The following is a 3,846-nucleotide window of genomic DNA, read 5'->3' on the forward strand; positions in this document are numbered from 1 at the left end:
AAACGGCATAGCCTCCGCCTTGTCAAAATAGCCAATAAAAGGCGGCAAAAACAACCGTGAAAGGTCAACAGCCCCTAGTCTTTGCTAAGGTATATTGGCCTAAAAGCTGATCTAAACCATTTGAAGCATCATTCAAGTCAGTGGCTAAGCTAATAGAATGACCTGTGGTTTCTTTGATTGTTTCAGCTTGTCCACGAATGTCATTAAGCTGCGATGCGATCTCTCTTGAGGCTACGCTTTGCTCCTCTGATGACGCCGCTATTTGTGCACTCATGTCGAATACCGTGCTGATAGATAATGCCATGCTGTCAACATCATTGCTCACAGATACAATCGCTTCGCGACCTTTATCTGCTTGCGATACGATATCACCAGTAATGCTGCTGAGTTTGTGAGTGCCAGTTTGTAGGCCTTCAATCATAGATTGAATTTCCACTGTCGCTTGCTGCGTGCGACTAGCAAGGGTTCTGACTTCATCGGCGACGACAGCAAAACCTCTTCCCTGCTCACCGGCTCTCGCCGCTTCAATTGCCGCATTAAGCGCCAATAGGTTTGTTTGCTCAGAAATGCCATTAATGGTGGTCACGACCTCACCAATCTGAGTCGCTGCATGAGAGAGATCTTCAACTGAAATAGAAGCTTCTGAGATCCTCTCAGTCAATATACCTATGCTAGCAACAGCTTCAGTAAGCTGTACTTTACTGTTAGCTGCCTGAGAGGAGTTAATTTCGGTTTGCTCTGAAGTGCTTGATGCATTTGCTGATACTTCTTCAACAGCGGCAGTCATTTGCGACATCGCCACGGCAACAGTATCAAGAAATTGATGCTGAGCATGTGTAAGCTGCTCATTTTGACCTGCTTGTTGGTGAAACTCACTCGCAGCATGCGAAAGTGTTTCGGCATTTTTAGCAATGGCAGACACCATTTCACTCATGTTGTCAGCACTGCGGTCAATTTCACGGGCGATTAAGCTAAAATCGTCTTTACCAAAAAAGTTGAGCCTAAAGCTTAAGTCGCCATCCGCCAATCTTTTAATCGCTTGGTACATATCCCACAAACCGCCGCCTAGCGAGGTAGATACCCAGTAACTCACCAGGTACAAAGGCAACAGACCAAGTAATGACAATAACAACATCATATTAGCTTGTGACAGTGCATCTTGCTCCCACTTAGCGACATTGGCGCTGTAAACAAGCTGCTCTGATACAAGGTTAGCGCTTACGGTAACCTTGTTGTTAACTCGATTTGATTTTTGAGCATAGCCCACACTTAAGCCGTTTTTGGCGGCAAATTCAGCAAGCGCAGCATCGTTTAGCTGAAGGTCGTTAGCAACAGATGCATAGGCATCGACTGTCGCTTGAGCTCGCTCTACTGATGCAGCCTCAATCTGTTGTGTGATATTAAAATAATTGGTGGTTGCAACCCCTAGCGTGATAAGGGTGACCATGGTACAGATTGCCCAAAATTTACCATTAAGGCTAAGCTTGATTAATACAGCATCGACAGTTCGAAAATTAATTTGCTTCATCGTGAAGTTCCCTTGGCCTTAACCTTCGACCATTTATAAGCAGTATTCAGCTAATAAACCTAGTATCGGCATTATTTAGCTAAGCTTTATAGCAAATTACGACTCTTTTGCAGTGTTTTGCGCAAAAATGGTTTGTAATTTTTGAGTTAGAGAGATTAGCTGAGCAGTGAACAAGCTCATGCTGTAGCCAAGCATCGCACCAAGAATTAGTGGCGGTAATATAGCAGCGATATCGCCGCCCATGGCAAAAGTGATACAACAACCGATAAAGGCACCAGGTATAAAGGCCAGCTTTTGATAACTGGCTTGTAAACACATTGCCGCTGTCGCAACGCCTGTGAAGGCATACCCAAGCAAAGGAGAGACAAAAAAGCTGCTTGCAGAGATAATGAGCCAGCCCCAGAAAACACCAGAGAGATTGGTGGTCATTGCCATCAGCATCCCCTTCGCACCCGATTCGGTTTGAGCGAAGAAAGTACTGCAACCTAGAAAGCCTATCCAAGTAACAAGTTGAAATGCATCAGCGAAACCAGCCCAAACTGCGGCGAGTAATCCTGCTGAAATAGCTATTTGCCAACGATGTTCCATAAAGACCTCTCTAATAACGGTACAAATACTTTTACTATGTAAGAACACAGTGTTTTATATTAAGGACGCTAAATTAACCTTTTTGAATGCTAAAAAACACGATCTGTGACAAATAATTTGCTATCCAAGCAGTTTTAGCGCACAAAACGAACAATAATGTAACAAAATTACCTATTTGCCTTTAGAGGAAGAGTTCGTGATTAGAAAATTGTTTACAGGCATGTTTTGAGACTAGCGTGGTATCAGTGGAGCAGAGCATCACTTTTTTTCATTTTACAATCTGCATACCCCATGAAACATTAGCGTGCCCTACATTAAATTTGAAAAATCAAACCATCACCGACATGGAGTTCACGTGAGATTAACCATACTATTGTTACTGTTAGCTATTAGCCCTCTATATGCTCAAGCTCAAGACCTTATTAATCATGCAGACATCAAAAATCAGAAAGACTGCTTTAGCTCAATTTTTAAAGATTATCAATCTTGGCGCAGTGCTATGAAGGTAAAGTTTTCAAAACCAATACAATCTGAAGTACAGTTATCCCGCAAATTAACTCAATTCGATTTAATGTTCGGCGAAGAGCTATTTGACCTCTATAAAAGTGAAATTGATTGCAGAACTTTTCAATATAAAGTTAATGGTCTATTTGTAAGTGGATATCTAATGAAGCCTAAAACAGCGCCAAACAAGCTGCCGGTCTTGATTTATAATCGCGGTGGAAATGGTCGATTTGGCAGTGTGGTATTTGGCTCAATGATGCGGAACCTATTTCCTATAGCTCAACAGGGGTTTGTTATCATTGGCAGCCAATACAGGGGCTTGCATAATGAGTCAACGATGTTTCAGGATGAGTTTGGTGGTCTAGATGTTGATGATGTAGTGGCATTGTTTGATTACATCCCCAATATAGAAGGTGCCGATGCAAAAAGGATCGGCATGTATGGTGCCAGCAGAGGGGGAATGCAAACCCATCTGGCAATTAAAAAGAACAACAATGTAAAAGCCATCGCTACCATTGCAGGAAATGTCGATTTAGTAAAAGATCTTGGTTATCGCCCTAATATGGAGAAGGTTTACCGTAACAGAATCATCAACTATCAAGAAAATAAAGCTCTTGAACTAAAAAAACGTTCAGTAATAACTTGGGCTGATAAACTTTCGAAAGAGATCCCAATTTTACTTATACATGGCAGTAACGACAAACGTGTATCGGTCAAGCATTCTATTGCGCTTGCTGAAGCACTAAAAACAAACAATGTTCCACATAAACTGGTTATTTACCCTGAAGACGATCACTTCTTAAGTATTAACAAAAAACAGTCAGAACAAGAACTCGTTAGTTGGTTTAAAACATACTTATAAGCCACGTATCAATAGCCACGGTTATTTACTGGTTCAAAAGTAACGCTCAAAAGAAGAACTAGCACTAAGGGCTGTTGAACTTTTGAGCCTTTCTTTTGTTCGATTTTTTACCGTAAGGAATAATGTTTCTAGTACCAAGCTTGAGTGTTGAAGCTTAGCTGGCTAAGTGAAAAGCGCATAACACATTCTAGCCATAAAAGAATAGAAGCATTGAATCGAACCCAAAGGGCCGCGTTTCTTGGCTATTTTTACTGTGTTGTAGACTATTTGTGGAGAATAACTAAACGGCATAGCCTCCGCCTTGTCAAAATAGCCAATAAACTGCGGCAAAAACAACCGTGAAAGATCAACAGCCCCTAAATAT

General features: G+C 41.7%; 4 protein-coding genes. 1 reads left to right on the forward strand and 3 read right to left on the reverse strand.

Going from position 1 to position 3,846, the window contains the following annotated elements:
• Nucleotides 1–64: 64 nt before the first annotated feature.
• Entirely contained in the window at nt 65–1,528 is a 1,464-nt protein-coding gene (locus tag AB4238_RS02580) for a methyl-accepting chemotaxis protein (RefSeq protein WP_372031038.1), read from the reverse strand.
• A gap of 96 nt (nt 1,529–1,624) precedes the next feature.
• Entirely contained in the window at nt 1,625–2,116 is a 492-nt protein-coding gene (locus AB4238_RS02585) for a DUF1097 domain-containing protein (RefSeq protein WP_372031039.1), read from the reverse strand.
• Between the two features lie 355 nt (nt 2,117–2,471).
• Between AB4238_RS02585 and AB4238_RS02590 the strand changes: the two genes are divergently transcribed.
• Nucleotides 2,472–3,482, forward strand: coding sequence for an alpha/beta hydrolase family protein (locus AB4238_RS02590; RefSeq protein WP_372031041.1), 1,011 nt, complete (start codon nt 2,472–2,474; stop codon nt 3,480–3,482).
• Between the two features lie 162 nt (nt 3,483–3,644).
• On the opposite strand, the gene AB4238_RS02595 is transcribed toward AB4238_RS02590, so the two are convergent.
• A partial coding sequence (locus tag AB4238_RS02595) for a hypothetical protein (protein ID WP_372031042.1) occupies nt 3,645–3,846 on the reverse strand: 202 nt, incomplete at its 5' end.

The organism is Shewanella sp. 10N.286.45.A1 (assembly GCF_041470405.1).
GTDB lineage: Bacteria > Pseudomonadota > Gammaproteobacteria > Enterobacterales > Shewanellaceae > Shewanella.